The following is a 21,142-nucleotide window of genomic DNA, read 5'->3' as shown; positions in this document are numbered from 1 at the left end:
CGTTCGCACGCCGTTTGTCAGCACAACCCTGTGGAGAGAAAAAGGAGCCGGCCGACCCGCCGCAACCCGTTGTGGCTGCTTCCTTCCGGACCTGACCAGGTTGGCGGACGCAAGCGTCCGACCGACTCCCGGCGGCGCATATGGCGGCGCCGGTGCGGTTTGGCAAGTGCGCTGTGGTCAGCGGAAATTGTCGGCGTAGGCCTGCAGCTTGAGCCGGCGCGGCGGCGTGGCGTGGACAGTGGCGGCGATGCCGTGCGTGGCAGCATAGGCCTGCGCCTCTGCCTGCGAGCCGAACTTCAGAGTCACCTGCCCCTGCGTATCGCCGGAACCGGCCCAGCCCATCAGCGGGTCAGGCTTTTTCGCCTCGGCCGGATCGAAATCGAGGATCCACTGGTCAAGCAGAGCCTTGCCGGACTGCATGGCGTTCTTCGGGCGCTGATAGATACGTGCTGGCATGACGCTGCCCTGCTTCGAATCGGCGCGGGAATCAAGTGCGGTTAAACGCGTTCTTAGTCTTGAGGCTCGCCTTTTCGGTCCACGGCTCGTCCGGCCAGCGGTGCTTGGGGTAGCGGCCCTTCATGTCCTTCACCACATCGCGCCACGATCCGCGCCAGAAGCCGGGAAGATCGCGCGTGGTCTGAAGGGGCTTGCCGCCCGGATCGGTGAGCTTGAGCAGCAGCGGCTGCGGGGGGCGACCGAATGTGGGATGCCGTTCCAGCCCGAACAGCGCCTGCACCCGCAACTCAACCGAAGGCCCACCGGGATCGTCGTAATCGATGGTGTGGCTGGTTCCCGCAGGACTCGTGAACTGCGCCGGGGCGAGCTGGTCAATGGCCTGCCTGGCAGCATAGTCCAGCCGCGCGCGGAGCGCTTCGTGAAGCTTGCCCGCTTCGAGTTGGTCCAGCCGCCGCGTCAGCAGCGGGCCCAGCCAGTCATCGAGATCGGCGAGCAAGGCCGCTTTGGACAAGACCTCCACCCCGGCAAAGCGCGCGCGGCGCAGCAGGCTGTCGCTGGCGCGGCCCAGCGGGACGAGGTCAAGGCCTTCCTTGCGAATCTTTTCGACCATGAAGGCCCGGATCGCCGCCGGATCGGGACTGGGATCAGGCCCGGTCGCCATTGTGATCGCACTCAGACGCTGTTCGAGCAGGGCCTCGACGCGGCTGTCCGCCTCCACCCATTTCAGAGTTGTGCCGCGTTCGATGCGGTGGCCCAGCCAGCGCTGCACTTCCGCCTCGGTCAGCGGCACGGCGCCGGTGATCCGCGCGCCTTTGGCGTCGCCCTGCGCCTCCCCCACGGCGAGCCATTCGGCGCGAATCAGCGAGCTTGCCGGATCGAGCCGCAGCCCACGCCCGCCAGCTGCCAGCCAGTTCTCACCCGATGCGTCACGGCGGCGAGCGATCATGTCAGGGAAGCCCTCGGCAAGGATCGCGCCGAGCGGGGGGAATTCTCCCGTCGTCCCGGGCTTGACCCGGGACCGCTGGCCGCCGGGCGCTCCGTCGCCAGATTGCGTCGACGAGGCCAGCGGTCCCGGCGTTCGCCGGGACGACGAGGCCCACCGCGCCGCCAGCTTCCGCGATGCTTCCACACGCGGTGATCGATCGCGTTGGAAGCGCTCAAGGCGGGCCGAGAGGTCGTCCCCTCGCCCGCCAAGCCCGCGTTCCTGAAGCAGCAAGGCCAGCTCCGCCGCATCCTTTTCGGCCCCCAAAGCCGCCGCAGCGAGCAGCATATGCGCCAGCCGCGGCTCGAGCGGCAGCGTGGCCATCGCCCGGCCATGATCAGTAATCCGGCCCTCTCCGTCCAACGCGCCGAGACTCTCCAGCAGGGCATGCGCCGCCGCCATTGCCGGAGCCGGCGGCACATCGAGCCAGGCCATGTCCGCCACCTCGCCGGAACCCCATTGCGCCAGTGTCAGCGCCAACGGCGCGAGATCCGAAACCAGCACTTCGGGCGGATCGTAAGGCGGACGACCCGCGTGGGCCGCCTCTTCCCACAGTCGGTAAGCCACCCCCGGCCCCTGCCGCGCCGCGCGGCCTGCGCGCTGGGCGGCGGCGGCCTGCGAGGCGCGGTGGGTGACCAGCCGCGTTACGCCGGCGGCCTTGTCGAACTCCGCGCGGCGCGACAGTCCGGCATCGACCACCACCGATACGCCGTCCAGCGTCAGCGAAGTCTCGGCAATGGCCGTCGCCAGCACGATCCGCCGCCGTCCCTCAGTGTCGCGTTTGATCGCGGCGCGCTGGGCGGCCGGTTCGCACTGCCGGTGGAGCGGCAGGACCAGCGCCCCCGGCAATCGCTCGGCCAGCCGCTCGCGGGTGCGCTCGATCTCGCCCACGCCGGGAAGGAAGGCGAGGATGTCGCCACTTTCCTCGCGCCATGCCGTCTGGATCGCCGAGGCCATGGCATCCTCGATGCGCAATTCGGGCCGCGCACCAAGCCAGCGGATCGCCAGCGGATACGCCTTACCTTCGCTCTCCACCACCGGCGCATCACCCAGCAGCCGGGCAAAGCGCGCGCCGTCAATCGTGGCGGACATGATCACCAGCCGCAGGTCCTCACGCAGGACCGACTGGCATTCCGCCGCCAGCGCCAGGCCAAGATCGGAATCGAGATGGCGCTCATGCGCTTCGTCGAACAGCACGGCGGCCACCCCGGAAAGCTCGGGGTCTCTCAGTATCGTCGAAACGAAGATCGCCTCGGTCATCACCAGCACGCGGGTGCGCGCCGACCGCTTGCTGTCAAGGCGGGTGAGATAGCCGATCGTTTCACCGGGTTTCTCGCCCAGCAGTTCGGCCATGCGTTCAGCTGCGGCGCGAGCGGCGACGCGGCGGGGTGACAGCATGATGATAGCGCCGGTGCACCACGGCTCGCGCAACAAGGCTGGCGCGACCGCCGTCGTCTTGCCGGCACCCGGCGGGGCGATCAGCACAGCGCTGCTCCCGGCGTTCAGCGCGGCAAGCAGGTCGGGCAGGACGGCTTGGATCGGCAGGCTCACCCACCCGCCTTAGAGCGTCCTGCGCCGGTGTAAAAGCAATCGGGAACGCCCAAGACGGGACAGGCCGAACCGGACAGGCCGCGCGGAGACCAATCTACGCAGCCTGTCCAGCCGGGTTTGCCCCCAGGAGTTAGTGCGTCACCAACCGCAGCTTGGTACCGGCAGGCTTGCCCTTGGCCCGGCGATGTTCGGCGCGGTCCTTTTGCAGCCAGGCGATGCGCAGACCGGCGACACCGGCACGGTCCATCGCGCGCTGCCAGCCGGCGAATTCCTCGATGCTGAGGTCGTACCGCTGGATCACCTCGTCGATAGACATCAGCCCGCTTTCCACGGCGGCCACGATCTGTGCCTTGCGATGCGCCACCCACCGCGTCGTATTGGCCGGCGGCAGCGTCTCACGCGTGAGGATCTGGTTGTTGGGCCCTATAATTTGGGCGGGACGGGAGTTGCTGTATTCAATCATCTGCTCGGACTTTCGACTAGGTCTATGGGTCCCCCTGAGCACGATCGAATCTGCCGAAACGCGGTTAAATTGGACTTAAAATGCCGCTCCGTCCGTCGCTCGAAAAGCACGGGTTCCGGCGAGTTGCGGGTGTTTGGCGATAGGTTGAATCTCGCCGCTAGGGCCAAGCAGCCAGAAGTGGTATTGACGCTGGCAGAGGTCGCATGCCGATGGAGGATGCGATGAACTCTGCCCGACACTCCCTTGTCGTCATCATGGCCGCCGCGATTACGCTCGGCAGCTGTTCCAAGCGTGACGAAACCCCGGCCGCCCCGCCTGCCGCGTCAAGCAAAGCCGCCACGCCCGGCGATCCCATTGCCAGCGCCGAAAGCGCGGCGCCCAAGTCGATTTCTGCCGCTGCCACCGTGATCAGCATGGGTGAGGACGGCAAGATGAGCGAACTGCGCAAGGGCACCAACGGCTGGACCTGCATGCCCGACAACCCGACGACCCCCGGTCCCGATCCGATGTGCATGGACGGAAACGCGCTGGCTTGGGCAAATGCCTGGATGGGTCACAAACCGCCGCCGACCGATGCACCGGGGGTGATGTATATGCTTTCCGGGGGCACCGATGCCAGCAACACCGATCCCTATGCAACCAAACCCAGCGAGGGCAGCGACTGGATCAAAACTGGCCCGCATCTGATGATCGTCGGATCAGCCGCGATCCTGAAAGGGCATCCGGCCGGCCAGCAGCCTGATACCACCGCGCCTTATGTCATGTGGCAGGGCACGCCTTATGCCCACCTGATGGTGCCGGTGGGATAAGGATCAGAACCGCCGCGAAACCGCGAACTCGGCGGCTTCGGCCATGGCGCTGCGGGCCGGGCCAGCAGGGAAGCCGGCGATGGCGTCGATAGCACGCTGGGCGAAGTGGCGGGCGCGGTCGCGGGTGGCGGAGACGGTGTCGTACTTAGCGATGAGGCGCACGGCCTCGGCCAGATCGTCGTCCGAATTGCGGAAGCCGGCGATGGCGTCCTGCCAGAACTGGCGCTCCTCGGCATTGCCGCGAGCATAGGCAAGGATGACCGGCAGGGTCATCTTGCCCTCACGGAAGTCGTCGCCCTTGCCCTTGCCCATCTCCAGGCTTTCGGAATCGTAGTCAATGGCATCGTCGACCAGCTGGAAAGCAACACCCAGGTTGCGGCCATAGGCATCGAGTGCGAGTTCGTCGGCCTCGGGCCGTTCGGCAACCACGGCAGCGATGCGGGTTGCGGCAGCGAACAGGGCAGCGGTCTTGGCGCCGATGATCTGGAGGTAATGCTCCTCGCTGGTCTCGATCCGGCGGGCGGCGGTGAGCTGGTCAACCTCGCCCTCGGCAATCACCGAGCTGGCCTTCGACAAGATCTTGAGCACCTTGAGGCTGCCGTCCTCGACCATCAGTTCAAAGGCCCGGGTGAACAGGAAATCGCCGACCAGCACGGTCGCCGGATTGCCGAACACGATGTTCGCGGTATCGCGCCCGCGGCGCATGTCCGAGCCATCGACCACGTCGTCATGCAGCAGCGTGGCGGTGTGGATGAACTCGACCGAGGCGGCCAGCAGGTGGTGGCGCGAGCCGTGATATTCGCACAATTCCGCGCCTGCGACGGTGAGCATCGGGCGCATCCGCTTGCCGCCGCCGGCGATCAGGTGGCCGGCCAGAGCGGGGATAAGCGGGATTTCGCTTTGCATCCGGTCAAGGATGATCGCGTTCACCGCATTCATGCCCGACGCAGTCAGCGCGAGCAGGGGCGCGAGCGACGGCTCGGCAGTGCGGGGGCGCAGGGGAACGATGTCGGCGCTCATGACCGGCCCTTGCGACCATGCGCGCGCCAAGGCAAGTGCAAAGCGCGGCTTTGCGGTTCGCTTTTTCTCATGCTAGCGGGCGGGCATGACCGAGAATTCGCCCGCCGCCGCACCCGATCCAGTCCTGGCCGGATATCGCGCTTCGATCGACAACATCGACGCGGCGCTGATTCACATTCTGGCCGAACGGTTCCGCATCACCAAGGCGGTTGGTGCCTACAAGGCGCAGAACGCCCTCCCCGCCAGTGATCCCGGCCGCGAGGAACGCCAGATCGCGCGCCTTCGCGCGCTGGCCGGAGAGGCGGAGCTCGATCCGGAATTTTCAGAAAAGTTTCTGCGCTTCATCATCGATGAAGTGATCCGCCACCACGAACAGGCGAAAACGGGAAGCTAAGCCCGCGCCCTCGGCAGCCTAAGCTTCACCAACAATCCGCCGAGGTCCTCGCTCTCCGCAAGTTCTACCGACCCACCGTAGATTTCCGCCACGTCACGCACGATGGCGAGGCCGAGGCCTGTACCCGGCTTGCCCGTGTCCAGCCGGGCGCCGCGGTCGAAGATGCGGATGCGTTCCTCGTCCGGAATGCCCATGCCGTCATCTTCGATCCAGATTTCGCAAGGACCGGATTTCGGGTCGGGATCGATGGTCACAAAGACCGAGCCACCGCCGTATTTTGCCGCGTTCTCGATCAGGTTGCCGAGGATCTCGTCAAGGTCCTGCCGCTCGATCGCCACTTCCGCGGCGCGGTTGCCGTCGAGGTCGAAGCGGGTCTTTTCATAAAGCCGGGTCACGGCGCGCAGCACCGCCTCGACGCTTTCACCCACCGAGGCGCGCGAATGGCCGACGGCGCGGCGCCCGACAGCACGGGCGCGGGCGAGGTGGTGATCGACCTGCCGGCGCATCACCGCAGCCTCGCGAATGACAGTGTCCGACAAGTCCGGCGCCTTGGCCGTCGCGGCGTTCATCACTACGGTGAGCGGTGTCTTGAGCGCGTGCGCGAGGTTGCCGGCATGGGTCCGCGCTTCCTCCGCCTGCTTTTCGGTATGCGCGAGCAGGGCATTCAGTTCCTCAACCAGCGGCTGAACTTCCAGCGGCAGCGGCTCGGTTACGCGGTTGGTGCCGGTGGTTCGCAGACGCTTGATCGCCAGCCGCACGCGGCGCAGCGGACCAAGGCCGTACCAGGTCTGCAGCCCAGCCATGAGGAACAGGCCCAGGCCCAAGACGAGGAAACTCCACCACAGGATCGCGCGGATCTCGGCGATCTGATCGTCCACCACCGCGCGGCTCTGCGCCACGACAAACCACCACTTGGTCTTGCTGCCTGGCAGATAGATCGAGCGTTCCATCACCCGAAGCGGTTCGGTGGCGAACTGGTTGGAATTGTAGGCGTGCGGCTGGTTATCGGTATGCGCGGCGTGGACTTGCAGCGTGCGGTCCCACAGCGAGCGCGACGGAAAATCCTCATGCCCCTTGCCGGTGATCTGCCAGTACAGCCCCGAATTCGGCTCAAGGAAACGCTGATCGCCCAGCGGCCGGTTGAAATAGATTTCGCCGTACTGATCGATCTCGGCCGAGGCGACCATCGCGTTGAGCATGTAAGACAGCTGATCGTCAAAATTGCGCTGGACGAGACCGTTCAGCGTCCGGTCGAGCGCAAAACCGCCCAGCGACAGCAGGATGACGATCCACCCCGCCGCGATGAACATCATGCGACGGGACAGGCTTCCCGTGTGCGGAGAGGTCATGCCGGTGGGTTCGGCGCGCGCAGGGTCCCGCGTTACAGGCTCAGACCCCGGCAAAAGTCACTCACCCCCGGCCCGGACCGGCCGGATCGTCAAGGCTGTAACCCAGCCCGCGGATCGTGGTGATCACGTCGGCGCCCAGCTTCTTGCGGATGCGTGTGACGAAGACTTCGATCGTGTTGGAATCGCGGTCAAAATCCTGATCGTAGATATGCTCGATCAGCTCGGTGCGGCTGACGACCTTACCCTTGTGGTGGAGCAGATAGGACAGCAGCTTGTATTCCTGCGCGGTCAGCTTCACCGGCTCACCATCAAGCGTGACGCGGCCCGAACGGGTATCCAGCCGCACGCCGCCAGCGGTCAGTTCGCTGCTGGTATTGCCTGATGCGCGGCGAATCAACGCGCGCAGGCGGGCGATCAGCTCTTCGGTCTGGAACGGCTTGGCAAGGTAATCGTCAGCCCCGGCATCGAGTCCGGCGACCTTGTCGGACCAGGAATCACGCGCGGTCAGCACCAGCACCGGGAACTTGCGGCCTTCCTTGCGCCACATGCCCAGCACGGTCAGTCCGTCTATTTCGGGCAGGCCAAGATCGAGCACGACGGCATCGTATTCCTCGGTCGAACCGAGGAAATGGCCGTCCTCGCCATCGGTCGAAAGATCGACGGCATAGCCGGTCTGTTCCAGCGTGGTCTTGAGCTGTTTGCCGAGAGTAGGTTCGTCCTCGACGATCAGGATGCGCATCGCGTTATTCCCGCCTTTCCGGTTGTGGGCCGAGAGTATTTTCGTGCAATGCGGGATAAGAAAATTCGCGTCAATGCCGCGAACGAATCTCTCCCGAGCGGGCATCGACATCGACGAAGGAAACGCGGCTGTCGCGGATGAACTTCAGCCGATAGACCATCGCCACCGGATCGTATTCTGGGCCAAGATACTGCGCGCCGCGCATGGACGGCAGGACGCGGCCTTCGATCTCGCGGAGCGACAGGACATTGCCCGCGCGCATTTCCTTGCGGACCAACCCCTGCTCCTCGCCGGGTTTGGCGTGAGCCGTCGGCGCGGTCAGGACCGCCAGTGAGGCCAGGGCGAGAAGAGTGCTACGAACCATGGCGCTTCATTACGCAGCGGGTTTTGAACATCAAGTGAATGCCGCGTGCAGGCTGCACTCAGCGGGTCATCTCGTACTTGACGGTCAGCGTGGCAGAGGTGCCCACGACGCCGGGCTCAATCGGGGTCGTCTTCAATGCGGAAACCGCCTCGCGCGCATCTGCATAATACATTGGTCGGGCAGCATAGGTTTCCGACACTTCGAGCAGGCGGACATCACGGTAGCCTGCCAGCGAGGCAAGGCTGCGCGCCCGTGCCTGCGCGCTGTTGAAGGCAGCCTTGCGCGCATCGTCGCGGACGCCCTTGTCGTTCTCCAGCATGAAGGACGGTCCGTTCACGTTGTTCGCGCCTGCCGCGATCAAGGCATCAAGCGCCGATCCGATGCGGCCGATGTTGCGAAGCTTCACGTTCACCTGGTTGGTCACGTCATAACCAAGGAACACCGGTGCCTGGCCATCGTTGCGGTACTGGTACTGCGGGTTGATGCTGAAATTGCTGGTCTGAATGTCCTCGCGCGCCACGCCGATCTGGCGCAGGCGGGCAATGGTCGCGTCCATCTTTTCGGCGTTCTGGCGTGCCGCCGCATCGGCCTGCATGGCCCGCGTGGTGACGCCGGCGGTCACGGTTGCCATGTCTGGCTTGGCGTTGGCTGTCTCGGTGACCGTCAGTTCAACCACCGGCCCCTGCGAAACGATCTGGATTTCCGCAGCCTGAGCCGGGAGCGCCGCCACCATGGCGGCGGAAAGCAGAGCAAAATTCTTCATGGGGAGGTCCTCGAGCATGAGTATCACCGGCAGGAACGGGCAGGCACCAGCGAAGTTCCCTCAGGCGTTCACCAGCCGCTCGACGTAAGCCTCGCGGATCGCAGCGGTTATCGCGCCAAGGCGGCCATCGGCGATTGGACGGCCATCCACCTCGACAACCGGCAGGATGAGCGCGCTCGCAGCAGAGGAGAAAGCCTCGCGGGCGCCGAACAGCTCAGCCTCGGTGAACGGTCGTTCCTCAACCTCGATCCCCATGCCGCGAGCAATTTCCAGCACGCAGATGCGGGTGACGCCGGGCAACACGCCGTATGTCACAGGATGCGAGACCAGCACCCCGCGCGCGTCAATGATGTGCGCGTTCGAACTGGTGCCTTCGGTAATGTGTCCGTTCTCTACGAGCCACGCATCGTCCAGCCCAACTGCCCTCGCCTCTTCCTTCATCAGGACGGCATAGAGCAGCTGCGTCGTCTTGGCCGAGCGGAGCTGCCAGCGCGCTTCAGGCTTCAACGCGATCCGCATCCCGCGCGATACCAGCGGATGGTCGATCACCGCGCCCGACTGCGTAAAAACAATCCGCGTGGGCGGTGGCGGCGGCTGGGTAGAGAGGAAATCGCGGTCGCCCGAGGTTCCGCCCGTGACTTGCAGGTAAACGCGCCCCTCGGTCACACCATTGCGCGTCACAGCTTCGGCAAAGACTGCCGGCCAGTCGGTGTCGTCAGCGATCATCGCGGTGCCAAGCGATCCGCCCAGCCGCGCAATGTGATAGGCCACGTTGCACAGCCGTCCATCGATCACGGGGACGACTTCATAGACGCTCTGCGAAAAGAGCAGCCCGCGATCGAAGACCGAAACCTTGGCCTCGCCTTCGTCGAACCACTCGCCATTGATCCATACCTTGCGCATGGGCATCCCATCCGCTGCCATGCCGCCCCTGTCAACGCGCGGCTTGTCCCCCCGATTAACGCGCAGCTTGTCAATGCGGGCCCAAGCCCATAGGGCGCGCCCATCATGGCAGCACCGATCCTCTCCTACGAAGGCCTGAGCCTGCATCAAGGCTCCGGCTGGCTGTTCAGCGACCTTGACCTCACCATCGGCGATCGCGACCGGCTGGCGCTGATCGGGCGCAACGGTGCGGGCAAGACCACCCTGCTCAAGCTGATCGCCGGCAAGATCGAGGCGGACAAGGGCACACGCTCGCAGCGTCCCGGGCTCAACATTGTCATGCTGGAACAGGACCCGTTTTTTACGGGGTTCGACACGCTGATGGACTTTGCGCTGTCAGGTCCAGACGCCCCGCCCCGGCATGAGGTGGAATCGATCGCGGGCCAGCTTGGCATCGACATGGACCGCCCGGCGGAGAGCGCCAGCGGAGGTGAGCGACGCCGTGCCGCCCTCGCCCGCGCTTTGGCTCAGGACCCCCACCTGCTGCTTCTGGATGAACCGACCAACCACCTCGATCTGGCAGCAATCGACTGGCTGGAGTCCTGGCTCAACCGCTTCAAGGGCGCCTTCGTGGTGATCAGCCACGACCGCACCTTCCTCACCCGCCTCACCCGGTCGACCTGGTGGATCGAGCGCACGATCCTGCGGCGCAAGGACGTCGGTTTCGGCGGCTACGAGGCTTGGGAAGACGAGGTCTTTGCCGAAGAGGCCCGCGTTGCCGCCAAGATGGACGCGCAGCTCAAGATCGAGGCGCACTGGCTGGCGCGCGGCGTAACCGCGCGGCGCAAACGCAACCAGGGCCGCCTCGCCAAGCTCTACGAAATGCGCGCCCAGCGGGCGGCGATGCTTTCGCCGCAAGGTATCGCCAAGATGCAGCTGGCCAGCGACGGCGTGAAGACCAAATCGGTAATCACCGCCGACAAGGTCAGCAAATGGTTCGGCGACCGCCCGATCATCAAGGATTTCAGCCTGCGCATCCAGCGCGGGGACCGCATCGGCATTGTCGGATCGAACGGCGCGGGCAAGACCACGCTGCTCAAGCTTTTGACCGGCGAACTCGAGCCTGACGAAGGCAAGATCACCCTCGCCAAGACGCTGTCGGGCGTGATGATCGACCAACAGCGCAGCCTGCTATCACCGGAAAAGAAACTGCGCGACGTGCTGGCCGAAGGCGGCGACTGGGTCGACGTGCGCGGCGTGCGCAAGCATGTGCAGGGCTACCTCAAGGACTTCCTGTTCGATCCCGACCTCGTCGACGCCCGCGTCGGCACCCTATCGGGCGGCGAACGTTCGCGCCTGCTGCTGGCGCGCGAATTTGCCCGGTTTTCGAACCTGCTGGTGCTCGACGAGCCGACCAACGACCTCGACCTCGAAACGCTCGACCTGCTGCAGGAAGTGATCGCCGATTACGACGGCACCGTGCTGATCGTCAGCCACGACCGCGACTTCCTTGACCGCACGGTCACGGTGACACTCGGCCTCGATGGCTCGGGCAAGGTCGATATCGTCGCTGGCGGTTATGCCGACTGGCAGAAGCAGCGTCAGAAGCCCACGGCTGCGCCCGTGAAGGCCGCCAAGTCGGCAGAACCCGCCCCCGCCGCCGCTCCGTCCAAGCCGCAAAAGGCCAAGCTGACCTACAAGGACCAGCGCGATTACGAACTGCTGCCAGCGCGTGTCGAGGAACTGTCCGCGCAGATCGCCCGCGATGAAGCCCTGCTAGCCGACCCGGCGCTCTACACTCGCGATCCGGCCAGATTCGCCGCGCTGACCAAGGCCATAGACACCGCCCGCGCCGAAAAGGACGCGGCGGAGGAACGCTGGCTCGAACTGGCGGAACTGGTCGAGGGCTGAGTACCCCTCCACCACCGACTGCGTCGGCGGTCCCCCTCCCGATTTGCTCTTCGTGAAAATGGAGAGGATCTTGAGCCCTTTCGATCCTCTCCATTTTTGCGCAGCACAAATGGGGAGGTGGCAGCGCGAAGCGTTGACGGAGGGGTCCTTTTTACCCCTTCAGCCGCGCCGCAATTCGTTCATTCACCCGCTGTTCGAGCAGTGACAGCGGCATGATGCCTTCGCGCAGAACGTCGTGGAACCACGGCAGGGTGAACTTGTCACCCAGCGCCGCCTGCGCCCGCGCGCGCAGTTCCAGCCACTTGTTGTGGCCGATCTTGTACGAGCACGCCTGCCCGCCAGAGGTGCAATAGCGCTCCACCTCACGCAGCCCGCGCCCGCGCGCGAAGCCGGTCGTGGCGACGAGATAGTCCGCCGCCTTCTCGCGGCTCCAGCGCTTGTGGTGAAGCCCGGTATCGACCACCAGCCGCGCCGCGCGGAAGAGGAAGCTCTGCAGGTATCCGGCGCTCTCGATGCCCGAATAGGCGCCCAGTTCGTCCGCAAGCTGTTCGGAATACAGCGCCCAGCCTTCGCCGTAGGCTGAGATGAATACGTTGCGCAGATAGTCCGGCAATGCCCCCGCCGCATTGACGTAGGACAGCTGCAAGTGATGGCCCGGCAGGCCTTCGTGATAGGTCAGCGAGGGCAGCTGGTACTTGGGCCAGTCCGCCGTGTCCTTGAGATTGATCCAGTAGATCGCCGGGCGCGAGCCATCCATCGGCGCGCGGTAGTAATAACCGTTGGAGGCACCGTCCTGGATTTCCGCCGGCACGCGCCGGATCTCGAGCGGCTTGCGCGGCACATCGTTGAACGCCTGCGGCAACCGCGCCCACATCGCCTCGACCCCGGCGTTGAGCCCGTCGATCAGCTCCTTCCGCCCGGCATCGGTGTTCGGGTAAACCTGATCGGCCCGCGCATTGAGCGCCGTCAGCCGGTCGCCGACCGATCCTGTCGTCAGCCCCGCGCCCCTGAGGATCACCTCCAGCCGTGCAGTCAGATCGGCGACCTGCTCCAGCCCGATGGCGTGGACTTCATCCGGTGTCATGTTGGTCGTCGTCGCACTGGCCAGCGCTTCGGCATAGAGTTCTGCGCCGCGCGGGAGCCGCCAGAAGCCATCACCAGCAGGCGTCGTCTTGCGCAGCCGTTCGACCAGCGCGATCTGCCGGTCGAGCGCCGGGTAGACGCTCTTTTCGACAATCGCGGCGGCATCGGCAGACCAGTTGCCGGCTATGCCCTTGGCCTTTGCCCGGTCGGCCAGCGAGCGGGTCAAGGTATTGGCCTCTGCCGCCGGCTGGCGCAGCTTGCGCATCTGACCCAGCGCCAGATCGAGCGACCAGCCCGGTGCGACATAGCCGCGCGCCGCTTCCGACGTTTGCAGCGCCGTATCGTTGTCCAGCGCGGTCGCAAAGGCGGCGAGGCGGCTCAGGTAGGCCTTACCGTCCACCGCAGATTCCACCGGATGCACGCTGCCGAGGAAATCGGGAATGCTGAAATAGGCGCCGCCGTTCTGCGCGATCACATAGGGCCGCTGCACCGATCGTAGCCCGAACTTCTGCGGCACCACCGCCCGCTCATTAAGATACAGCGCATTGGCGAGATGAAGTTTGCCCTGCTCCGAAAGTCCGGCGCTGTTGAAGCTGCGCAGCGAGGCCAGCCCTGCGCGATCACGCGCGTCAGAACGGGCGCGCCCCGCCTTGCTGTTATCATCGAGCCGGCTGCGCAGGGTAGCACGCGCCCCTTTGTCGAGCGCGAGCTGAGTCGCGGTGGTCGGGCTGTTATCGACGTTGGAATTGAACAGCTTGTCGAGCAGCGCCTTGAGCCGCGCATCGGCATTACTAGGCTTGGCCGCCGCCAGTGCGCTCGATGCGCTGGCCAACAGGATTGTCGATGCACTCGCACCAGCGAGGAAATGGCGGCGTTCCATGGGTTGACCTTTCGCGCGGGAATGTTCTGCGCGGTGTGATGGCATACCCGTGGGCCGGTCTCCAAGCTGTTCGTCGAACCCGGTGCGCCTTTTGGCGATGCGATAAAAGTCCGCGACCCGCTCCAGCGCGATCTTAAGCACCAGCTTGCCGTTGCGCACCGGCCAGTCGAGCGCCTTTTCGGCGATCGGCAGCGTTTCCCCGGCGCAGACCACGCGCCACAGCACGTCTTCCAGCCCCGGGCCCGCCGCCACAAATGCGCCGTCGAAGCGCTGCTTGGCGGCGATCTGGCGCTCATTCAGCGTCAGGCCACTGTCCTGCCCGCCCTTGATGCGCACGGCATCCCAGCGCATGGTCAGCCCCTGCGAAAGCCGCGCGCGCTCCCAGTCGGCGCGCAGCAATTCGCCCGCCGCAAACAGCCCGTCGCTGAGGTGGCCGCGCGAATGCAGCCATGTCAGCGGGCTTTCGGCAAGGTTCACCGTTACGCTGCGCCCGCCCCGGCGCGGTGCCTTGGGCGACGGGCCTTCGCTGGTCAGTTCACGTTCGACAAGGCTGCGTTGCATGATCGGTTCTCCTCAGAGTCGCTGAGGGGAACGCTTGCCAAATGCGATTGGTGGTAGGAAAGAGGAAAACCAATCTGGTTATAGTGCGAGCCGCCATGATCAACCGCATCCGTGACATTCGCCGCGAAAAGGGCCTGACCCTCGCCGAAGTGGCTGAGCGTTGCCGTCCCGCGACCACGGCACAGACCATCGGCCGGCTCGAAACCGGGATGCGGCAATTATCGCTGACCTGGATGAACCGCATTGCCGCTGCACTGGGCGTCGATCCCGAATTGCTGGTGCGTGCCGAGCAATCCGCACAGCCGCAAGTCATCGCCCGGCTTGGCGAACAGGGCGCCGAAGCACTGCACGCACCGCGCGATGCGATCCTGCCGACCGCGCTGGGCGCGGAGGGTCTGCTCATGGCCATGGCGGTAGAGGCATCCTGCGGCGAATACCGCAGCGGTGACCAGATCTGGTTCCGACAGGTGGACGAGGCGAACTGGCCGCGCTGTATCAACCGCGACGTGCTGGTGCCGCGCCCCGGCGGCCGCTTTGCCTTTGGCCGGATGATTGACCGCGACGGGCGGCGCATTGCCCTGTTCCCCCCGGGCGCCGGCCAGCGGCAAGTCGTTGTCGATAACGCAGCTTGGCTGGCGGCGGCGGAAATGCTGGTACGCAAACTGTGACCTGCCGCGTCCTGTCGATCTCGACGCTGTTTCCCAGTGCCGCCCGTCCCGGTTTCGGTCTGTTCGTGGCGCGGCAGTTTGAAGCCCTTGCGGCGCGGGGGGACGTGGAACTTGAGCTGATTTGCCCGATTGCCCGGCCGCTCTGGCCGCTGTCGCTGCTGCGCGCACCTTCGCTGGAGCATTTTGCCCAGCCGACGGACAAGACCGCCGCGTTTCCGGTCCATTACGTTCCCTTCAACAACGTTCCGGCAATTAGTACGCGCTGGAACCCGGCGCTGATCGCCCGCGCCGTACTGCCTTTGGCGCGCCGTCTCCATGCCGATCGGCCTTTCGATCTGGTCGATGCGCAGTTCTTTTTTCCCGAAGGCCCCGCCGCTGCGCGGATCGCCGAAGAACTCGGCCTGCCACTGTCGATCACGGCGCGCGGTTCCGATGTCCACTTGTGGGGCCAGGACCGCGCCGCGCGTCCGCAGATCCTTGCCGCCGCACAGCAAGCCGCCGGAATGCGCGCCGTTTCCGCAGCGCTGCGGGCCGACATGATCGCGCTCGGCATGCCAAGTGACCGCATCGAGGTGCATTACACCGGGCTGGACCACAGCTGGTTCAAGCCCGTCCCGCGCGGCGAGGCCAGAGAGGCAATCGCGGCAGATGCCGGGCTGGGCATCAGCGCAGGAGGGCCGCTTTTCGTTGCGGTGGGCAACCTGATACCGCTGAAAGGTCAGGCGCTCGCCATCGAGGCCTTGTTAGGCCTGCCCAAAGCGCGTCTGGTGATTGCCGGCCATGGCCCAGAAAGCGCAGCCCTTGCAATGAAGGCGGCGGAACTGGGCGTTGGCAACCGGGTGATCTTCGCCGGGTCCGTCGCGCCGGACAAGCTGGCCCTGCTGCTGTCCGCCGCCGACGCCATGGTCCTGCCGTCAGAACGCGAAGGGCTGGCCAATGCCTGGGTCGAGGCGCTCGCTTGCGGCACTCCAATCGTCATCCCCGATGTCGGCGGCGCGCGCGAAGTGGTTTGCGATCCCTCGGCCGGACGGCTGGCAGCGCGAAATCCCGCGGCCATCGCCGGAGCCCTGGCCGAACTGCTGGCCCATCCCCCAACGCAGGCAGCAGTCGCGGCCAACGCCGCGCGGTTCAGCTGGGAGGCAAATGCCGCCCAGATCGCCGCGCATTACCGGCGGATTGCTGCGGGTTAACCCTGCTCGCGGGCCAGTCGTTCCTGCTTGTCCAGCGCGGTTTCCTGCTGAACAAAGCTGGTCGGCGTGACCTTCAGCCAGATCAGGATCGGCGCAGCCATATAGATCGAGCTGTAGGTGCCGACGAAGATACCCAGCGTGATCGCGGCGGTGAAGCCGAAGATCACGTTCGGCCCCAGAAGTAGCAGCGCCAGCAGCGTGATCAGCACCGAAAGCGAAGTCACGATCGTGCGTGACAGCGTTTCGTTGACAGACAGGTCGAGCAGTTCCGGAATCGGCATCTTGCGATACTTTTTCAGGTTCTCACGAATGCGGTCATAGACCACGATCGTATCGTTCAGCGAATAGCCGATCAGCGTCAGCAGGGCGGCGACGATGTTAAGATCGAACTCCATCTGAGTCAGCGCGAACAGGCCCAGCGTCAGCGTCACGTCGTGGGCGAGCGCGAACAAGGCGCCCACACCGAACTGCCATTCGAAGCGGAACCAGATATAGGCCGCCACCGCCAGCGCAGCAAGGCCGAGTGCCTGGAATGCGATCCAGCCGAGCTCCTTTGACACCTTGCCAGATACCGAATCGACACCGTCGATCCGCGCATCGGGGTGCGCAGCCTTGATGGCCGCAGTGATCTTCTTCGACATGGCATCGGCGAGCGCCGGGTCCGCTTCCGAACCTTCGGGCAGCTTCATCCGGATCGACACTTCGTTCGGCTTGCCGAATTCCTGGATCGTCGGTTCTCCGTAGCCGAGCTTGGCCACCTCTTCACGCAGCGAATCTACCGGTGCGGCGGCTGACTGGGTGAAGGTGGTGCGGATCATCTGCCCGCCGATGAAATCGACGCCCATGTTCAGGCCCTTGGTGAAGACCAGGAACAGGCTTGCCGCCATCAGCAGCATGGAGATGACGTAGAACGGCACCCGCCAGCGCAGGAAGTGGATGTTGGTGTTGTCGGGAACGAGCTTGAGGAGTTTCATCTTGGCCGTTCCTTACAGATTCAGGTCCGCGGGCCGCGCTTTGCGAACCCAGCCAGCGACCCACATGCGGGTCAGCGTGACGGCGGTGAACACCGAGGTGACGATGCCGATCAGCAGCACGATGGCGAAGCCGCGAATCGGGCCCGTGCCGAAATAGGCCATCAGCACGGCGGCAATCACATTGGTCATATTGGCGTCGAAAATCGCGCGACTGGCTTCCTTGTAGCCGGTTTCGATGGCCTGGATGACTCGCCTGCCCCTCGCCCGTTCTTCACGGATGCGTTCATTGATCAGCACGTTGGCGTCGACCGCCGCACCAATGGTGAGCACGAAGCCGGCGATACCGGGCAGCGTCAGCGTGGTGTTGGCAACGGCCATCACCCCAAGGATCATCAGCGTATTCACGATGAGGCCGACGCAGGCATAGATGCCGAAGCGGCCGTAAGTGGCGATCATGAAGGCCATCAGCGCAGCCGTGCCGACCATGAAAGCGATCAGGCCCTTGCGGATCGATTCGGCGCCAAGGTCAGGCCCGACGGTGCGTTCCTCAACCACCTTGAGGTCGACCGGCAGAGCGCCCGAACGCAGGTTGATTGCCAGCTGGTTCGCGCCTTCTACGGTGAACCCGCCGGAAATCTGCGCTGAGCCACCAAGGATCGGCTCATTGATGTTCGGGGCGGACAGCACCTTGCCATCGAGAATGATGGCGAATGGCTTGTTGACGTTCTCGCTGGTCAGCTTGGCGAACTTGGCGCCGCCTTGCTGGTCGAACGTGATCGATACGACCGCTTCGTTGGTCTGCTGGTCATTCGACTGGACCGCGTTGGTCAGCTGATCACCCTTAATGCCGCCGTAACGCTTCACCGCGATGCCGGGCGAACCGAACTTGGAAGGATCCGCATAAGGCACGAACTGGCTGCCCGGAGGGGCAATGCCCTTGGCAAGATCGTCACCCAGCGCGGTCTGATCGACCAGCTTGAATTCGAGCTTGGCGGTCTGGCCGAGTTGGCTTTTCAGCGCGGCAGGATCCTTTAGGCCCGGAACCTGCACGACAATGCGATCCGCGCCCTGACGGATGATCGTCGGTTCGCGCGTACCCAGCGCGTCGATGCGCTTGCGAACGACTTCGACAGCCGTGTCCATGGCCTGACCGATGGCCGTATCGATGCCGCTCTTGGTCGGGGTCAGGACGATGCGGTTGCCTTCGACCACCTGGAAGTCCCATTCGCGCGTCCCGGCAGCATTGCTGTTAAGCAGCGGCTCGATCTGGGCGCGCGCCTTGTCGACTTGCGATGCTTCTGCGAGCAGGAAATTCACATTGCCGTCACGGGTGGAAATGTCCCCGATACGGATCTGCGGATCGGCGCGGCGGAGGCGGTTCTGGACGTCCTCCTCCATGTTGTCGAGCCGCTGGCGGCGGACCTGATCGGCATCCGCCTCAAGCAGGATGTGGCTACCGCCGGCAAGGTCGAGACCGAGATTGATCTTCGGGCTTGGCAGCGCCTTGGGCCAATCGAGGTTCGCCAGATTGGCCATCGACGGCAGGGCCGCGGCGATCAGGATCGCTGTCAGACCCCAATAGAAGATCTGTTTCCAGCGCGAAAATTCGAGCATCTTTCAGGTACCGCCGATCAATCGTTTGCTGCGCCGGGGGGCGGCACGATATCGGCGATGGTCGAGCGGACCGCCTTGACCTTGACGCCCTGGCCAAGTTCGAGCTCAACGTAATTGTCATCGACTTTCAGCACCTTGCCAATGAAACCGCCACCAGTGACGACCTGATCGCCCTTCTTGATGCTCGCGATCTTTTCGCGCAGCGCCTTCTGTGCGCGCATCTGCGGACGCAGGATCAGGAACCAGAAGATCAGGAACATGAACACCAGCGGCAGGAAGCTGGTCCAGGCGGGAGGGCTGGAAGCTGCCGCGCCGGCAGCCAGGAGCGAAAGGGTTGCGCTGCTCATTGGAGGAGATTTCTTTCTTTTCAGACGGTCCTGCTGCCCCGCGAAGCCATGCATCGCACCCGTGACACCACCGGACCCTTGGTGGCGCGCGGGTTAGCAGCAAAGATGGTAAAGGGCAACGCGCGCCGCAAGCCCCCCACATGCAAGAAACGCGTGCAGGAAAAAGGCAGCCGTGTGCCTCTTGCATCGCCGCCAGTATCAGCCTTGCATCCGCCGGGCACCATGCCTATAGGCGCGCTCTCCGCAGCGGACGCCTTGTCCGCTTGTCTGGAACCGGTCGGGACGTAGCGCAGCCTGGTAGCGCATCACACTGGGGGTGTGGGGGTCGGAGGTTCGAATCCTCTCGTCCCGACCAATTTTCCAAATTGTAGAGAATCTCTATAGTCCGAATACCTTGAACCCGGCGTCGAGCAGGCCTTCAAGGCCTTTGCTGCCGCCAGCACCATTCCGGCCCGACAATGGCGCCTCCTCAATGATCAGCAGCCCCCCGCCAGCCTGCACCTTGTCCTTGAACAGCGACTCGCGTCCGAACAGATAAGGCCAGAACGTCTCGGTCCGCGCCACCGAGTAGGCGAGGTCGGCGCTGAAGCCGACCAGTTGGTCCTGCCCAAAAATCCGCCCCTTCTGCGCCGGCTCCAGCCGCACGCCGCGCGTTCCCTTGACGATCAGCCGGCAGGGTCCGTGAAATGCGAGGAAACGAAGTTGCAGCGTCAGCCAGGCGCCCAGCGAAAACAGTCGCCAGTGGCTGGTGATCCGCATCGGCGCGCCGAACGGCTGGACCACGGCGACTAACGCGCGCGGGTGGAGGACGCAGGCGGCGCCTGAAGGCAGCTCGATCTCGGCCAGTTCGGCAAAGGGATCGCGCACGGCAGAAACGGTCGTCGCCTCGCCCTCGCCGCGCACCCGGGTAAGGAAAAACAGCCCGCTGGCGAAGCTCGACAAGGGATGCCGAAAATCGAGCAGCCAGCACGTCGCCTTGTCTGCCGTTTGCGAGCTGGTCTGGAGGTAGTCCTGCCGAATCAGCAGCTCCTCAGCCGCGCCGATTACCACCGGCAGCGATATGCGCGAGGCGCTGGAACGGGCCACCGGAGCAACCTTCATGTCGGGCAGGTCGATGCGGATTGTCGCGCGGCGCTCGGAAGCGGGGGCAACGACGTAATAGAGGAACGCACGGATCAGCCAGGGGGTGACGATGATGCCGAGAAGGACGAGCAGCGCAGTGCGGAGGTATTCCGCCAACTGCGATTGGCCCGGGGGCTCATCCTGTTTCCGGATCGCTTCCAAATCGCCGGTTGCCGCGTCGATCTGGGTATTTATCGCGAGTTGCCCCTTGCGCACTGCCTCCCGTGCGTCCGCCAATGCCCGCACCGCCGCGTCGCGCTCCTTGATCGCGGCGTAGCAGGCATCCTGCGCCGAAGCGGCCTCGCGCTTGAGCCTTGCTTCCTCGCCAAACAGGCGGCGGAACCCCCGGAAAAGCGCATTGCCCTGGGTGCCGAACGCATCCAGCCGTTGCTGCGCTTCGGTCGCCGCCTGGCAGCGCTGGTTGGCAATTGCAGACATCTGTCCAAGCCGCGCCTCGGCATTTCTAAGCTCCGCCCAGACACCGCCCGGGTCGTTGGCCAGATCTATCGTGGCTGAATAGAATTCGATCTCGCGCTTGAGCCGTTCGATGTTGAGCCGGCGGATCGCTTCGCCTCGCAGCGCCGGCACATCCCCGGTCGCCGCCCAGCGCGTCTCTTCAAGCGATGAAGGTTCGGCTGCCTCGAGCGCCTGGAGACGCCGTTGTGCCTCTGCTTTCTGCCCGACCAGCACTCCGACGCCGGCTACGGCTGAGCGCGCGGCCAATTCCTGCAATTCTGCAGCCGCCTGCCTTGTTCGCGCATCGACTTCGGCAATGGCGGCACCGGCCTCGGCCGCGCGATTGCGATAGGTACTATCGGTGAGCGAGCCCCCGCCCCTGTCAACCCACCACGCATGCAGCATCAGCGCGCCTACGATGAGCGCGAGCAGCAGCAATTGCCGCCCAAACCAGCTAAATATCGCCTTCAACGCTGCGATTGCACACCTCGCTTCCGGCTTCGCGCCGAACCTGCCGACCATTGTTGCAGCTTCGGTGCCCGCGTCAACAGGACCGATTTTCCT

19 protein-coding genes, 1 tRNA gene and 1 other RNA gene are annotated in these 21,142 nt (G+C 64.8%); 6 read left to right on the top strand and 15 right to left on the bottom strand.

Annotated elements, in window-relative coordinates; translation table 11 throughout:
• Nucleotides 1-37 precede the first annotated feature (37 nt).
• From ffs to sciP, 4 genes are all read right to left on the bottom strand, one after another.
• Nucleotides 38-132, bottom strand: an RNA gene (gene ffs / locus WG900_RS01740) — signal recognition particle sRNA small type.
• Nucleotides 133-177: 45 nt separating this feature from the next.
• Complete coding sequence (locus WG900_RS01735) at nt 178-456, bottom strand: ETC complex I subunit (protein ID WP_339964231.1); 279 nt, start codon at nt 454-456, stop codon at nt 178-180.
• 31 nt (nt 457-487) lie between these two features.
• Entirely contained in the window at nt 488-2,989 is a 2,502-nt protein-coding gene (gene hrpB, locus WG900_RS01730) for an ATP-dependent helicase HrpB (protein ID WP_339964229.1), read from the bottom strand.
• A gap of 130 nt (nt 2,990-3,119) precedes the next feature.
• Entirely contained in the window at nt 3,120-3,452 is a 333-nt protein-coding gene (sciP, locus tag WG900_RS01725) for a CtrA inhibitor SciP (protein ID WP_339964228.1), read from the bottom strand.
• Between the two features lie 221 nt (nt 3,453-3,673).
• On the opposite strand from sciP, the gene WG900_RS01720 reads away from it, so the two are divergent.
• A complete protein-coding gene (locus WG900_RS01720; RefSeq protein WP_339964227.1) occupies nt 3,674-4,261 on the top strand; it encodes a hypothetical protein in 588 nt (195 codons plus the stop codon).
• Between the two features lie 3 nt (nt 4,262-4,264).
• Here the strand turns inward: WG900_RS01720 and WG900_RS01715 are convergent, their stop codons facing one another.
• Entirely contained in the window at nt 4,265-5,281 is a 1,017-nt protein-coding gene (locus WG900_RS01715) for a polyprenyl synthetase family protein (protein WP_339964226.1), read from the bottom strand.
• Between the two features lie 85 nt (nt 5,282-5,366).
• On the opposite strand from WG900_RS01715, the gene WG900_RS01710 reads away from it, so the two are divergent.
• Nucleotides 5,367-5,675 (top strand): chorismate mutase, encoded by a 309-nt coding sequence (locus tag WG900_RS01710; RefSeq protein WP_339964225.1) that lies wholly within the window; start codon nt 5,367-5,369, stop codon nt 5,673-5,675.
• On the opposite strand, the gene WG900_RS01705 is transcribed toward WG900_RS01710, so the two are convergent.
• From WG900_RS01705 to WG900_RS01685, 5 genes are all read right to left on the bottom strand, one after another.
• A complete protein-coding gene (locus WG900_RS01705) occupies nt 5,672-7,024 on the bottom strand; it encodes a sensor histidine kinase (protein ID WP_339964223.1) in 1,353 nt (450 codons plus the stop codon). The genes WG900_RS01710 and WG900_RS01705 overlap by 4 nt on opposite strands.
• Before the next feature lie 61 nt (nt 7,025-7,085).
• Nucleotides 7,086-7,763 (bottom strand): response regulator transcription factor, encoded by a 678-nt coding sequence (locus WG900_RS01700; protein WP_339964222.1) that lies wholly within the window; start codon nt 7,761-7,763, stop codon nt 7,086-7,088.
• A gap of 70 nt (nt 7,764-7,833) precedes the next feature.
• Nucleotides 7,834-8,127, bottom strand: coding sequence for a PepSY domain-containing protein (locus WG900_RS01695; protein WP_339964221.1), 294 nt, complete (start codon nt 8,125-8,127; stop codon nt 7,834-7,836).
• 58 nt (nt 8,128-8,185) lie between these two features.
• On the bottom strand, nt 8,186-8,890 hold the full coding sequence (locus WG900_RS01690) for an SIMPL domain-containing protein (RefSeq protein ID WP_339964220.1): 705 nt from the start codon (nt 8,888-8,890) through the stop codon (nt 8,186-8,188).
• Between the two features lie 60 nt (nt 8,891-8,950).
• Nucleotides 8,951-9,793, bottom strand: coding sequence for an aminotransferase class IV (locus tag WG900_RS01685; RefSeq protein WP_339964219.1), 843 nt, complete (start codon nt 9,791-9,793; stop codon nt 8,951-8,953).
• Between the two features lie 105 nt (nt 9,794-9,898).
• Between WG900_RS01685 and WG900_RS01680 the strand changes: the two genes are divergently transcribed.
• Nucleotides 9,899-11,683 carry an ABC-F family ATP-binding cassette domain-containing protein gene (locus WG900_RS01680; protein ID WP_339964218.1) on the top strand — a complete coding sequence of 595 codons (1,785 nt, stop codon included), beginning with the start codon at nt 9,899-9,901 and terminating at the stop codon, nt 11,681-11,683.
• A 151-nt stretch (nt 11,684-11,834) separates the two neighbouring features.
• On the opposite strand, the gene WG900_RS01675 is transcribed toward WG900_RS01680, so the two are convergent.
• Nucleotides 11,835-14,207 (bottom strand): DUF885 family protein, encoded by a 2,373-nt coding sequence (locus WG900_RS01675; protein ID WP_339964217.1) that lies wholly within the window; start codon nt 14,205-14,207, stop codon nt 11,835-11,837.
• Between the two features lie 95 nt (nt 14,208-14,302).
• Here WG900_RS01675 and WG900_RS01670 point away from each other — a divergent pair, with 95 nt between their 5' ends.
• Together WG900_RS01670 and WG900_RS01665 are read left to right on the top strand one after the other, a co-directional pair.
• A complete protein-coding gene (locus WG900_RS01670) occupies nt 14,303-14,875 on the top strand; it encodes a helix-turn-helix domain-containing protein (RefSeq protein WP_339964216.1) in 573 nt (190 codons plus the stop codon).
• A complete protein-coding gene (locus tag WG900_RS01665; RefSeq protein WP_339964215.1) occupies nt 14,872-16,065 on the top strand; it encodes a glycosyltransferase in 1,194 nt (397 codons plus the stop codon). The genes WG900_RS01670 and WG900_RS01665 overlap by 4 nt, the downstream gene beginning before the upstream one ends.
• On the opposite strand, the gene secF is transcribed toward WG900_RS01665, so the two are convergent.
• From secF to yajC, 3 genes are read right to left on the bottom strand one after another with little or no spacing between them, the layout of a single operon-like run.
• Nucleotides 16,062-17,039, bottom strand: coding sequence for a protein translocase subunit SecF (gene secF, locus WG900_RS01660; RefSeq protein WP_339964214.1), 978 nt, complete (start codon nt 17,037-17,039; stop codon nt 16,062-16,064). The two genes, WG900_RS01665 and secF, sit on opposite strands and share 4 nt — an antisense overlap.
• A 12-nt stretch (nt 17,040-17,051) precedes the next feature.
• On the bottom strand, nt 17,052-18,653 hold the full coding sequence (gene secD / locus WG900_RS01655; RefSeq protein ID WP_339964213.1) for a protein translocase subunit SecD: 1,602 nt from the start codon (nt 18,651-18,653) through the stop codon (nt 17,052-17,054).
• Between the two features lie 17 nt (nt 18,654-18,670).
• A complete protein-coding gene (gene yajC, locus WG900_RS01650; RefSeq protein WP_339964212.1) occupies nt 18,671-19,000 on the bottom strand; it encodes a preprotein translocase subunit YajC in 330 nt (109 codons plus the stop codon).
• Nucleotides 19,001-19,278: 278 nt separating this feature from the next.
• On the opposite strand from yajC, the gene WG900_RS01645 reads away from it, so the two are divergent.
• Nucleotides 19,279-19,355: transfer RNA gene (locus WG900_RS01645), tRNA-Pro, on the top strand.
• A gap of 23 nt (nt 19,356-19,378) precedes the next feature.
• On the opposite strand, the gene WG900_RS01640 is transcribed toward WG900_RS01645, so the two are convergent.
• On the bottom strand, nt 19,379-21,100 hold the full coding sequence (locus WG900_RS01640) for a hypothetical protein (protein WP_339964210.1): 1,722 nt from the start codon (nt 21,098-21,100) through the stop codon (nt 19,379-19,381).
• Between the last annotated feature and the right edge of the window lie 42 nt (nt 21,101-21,142).

This window comes from Novosphingobium aquae (assembly GCF_037572715.1).
In the GTDB taxonomy this organism is placed as follows: domain Bacteria; phylum Pseudomonadota; class Alphaproteobacteria; order Sphingomonadales; family Sphingomonadaceae; genus Novosphingobium; species Novosphingobium aquae.
This window is presented reverse-complemented; position numbering and strand designations above follow the sequence as displayed.